This window comes from Candidatus Pelagibacter communis, from assembly GCF_001179945.1.
GTDB classification, from domain to species: domain Bacteria; phylum Pseudomonadota; class Alphaproteobacteria; order Pelagibacterales; family Pelagibacteraceae; genus Pelagilacustribacter; species Pelagilacustribacter ubique_A.
Map to the genome: position 1 here is coordinate 1 of NZ_CVSG01000017.1, position 647 is coordinate 647.

The following is a 647-nucleotide window of genomic DNA, read 5'->3' on the forward strand; positions in this document are numbered from 1 at the left end:
AACATAAAATATCTAAAATCTGCTGTTTTTGAGGACAATTTAAGTGTTGAAACAACTGTTTTAAAAAAAACCAACGTTAGACTAAGCTTGCTTCAAAAGGTGAAAAAAGATACAGAAACTCTTGTCAGCGCAGAAGTGGAACTAGCAGTTGTAGATCGAAGTGGGTCGATTAAAAAACTTACTAAAGATTTTTTTGAAAAAATTTAAATTTGGCCAAGAAACGCCTAATATCTGCCTAAATTTTCGCTATAAACTATATTCAACTCAAGTTTGCAAAATCAGCAATACTCGTTGTGATTAAAATAAATTAAAAGGAATCATGAAAATTAAATTATTAAAAAAAAACAAATTAAAAACTAACATTAATAAGAAATTCAAAAAAATCTCTCTGTTCGAACTTCAAAATAGTCCAAAATTTCTCAATTTTAGAGTTCGAGCTTAATCTTTCCTCCTAAATAAACCAGTGGCTTAATTTAATTAGGCCATTGTTTTTATATTAATAATTGTTAAATTAATCTGTGAAGCGTAATAAACTGAATAACAAAGTGGCAATCATTATGGGGTCCAAATCCGATTATTCCGTGATGAAAGAATGCGAAAAAATTCTAAAGACTCTTAAGATTAAATTTCAATTATCAATTGTTAGT

General features: G+C 27.8%; 2 protein-coding genes. Both read left to right on the forward strand.

Translation table 11 applies throughout. The features are described 5' to 3' along the window. Positions 1–207: acyl-CoA thioesterase (locus tag AMN78_RS04220; protein WP_218836531.1), on the forward strand; the 207-nt coding region annotated here is incomplete at its 5' end. Between the two features lie 338 nt (positions 208–545). Further along, on the forward strand, positions 546–647 hold a 102-nt coding region (locus tag AMN78_RS04270), incomplete at its 3' end, for an AIR carboxylase family protein (RefSeq protein ID WP_425304102.1).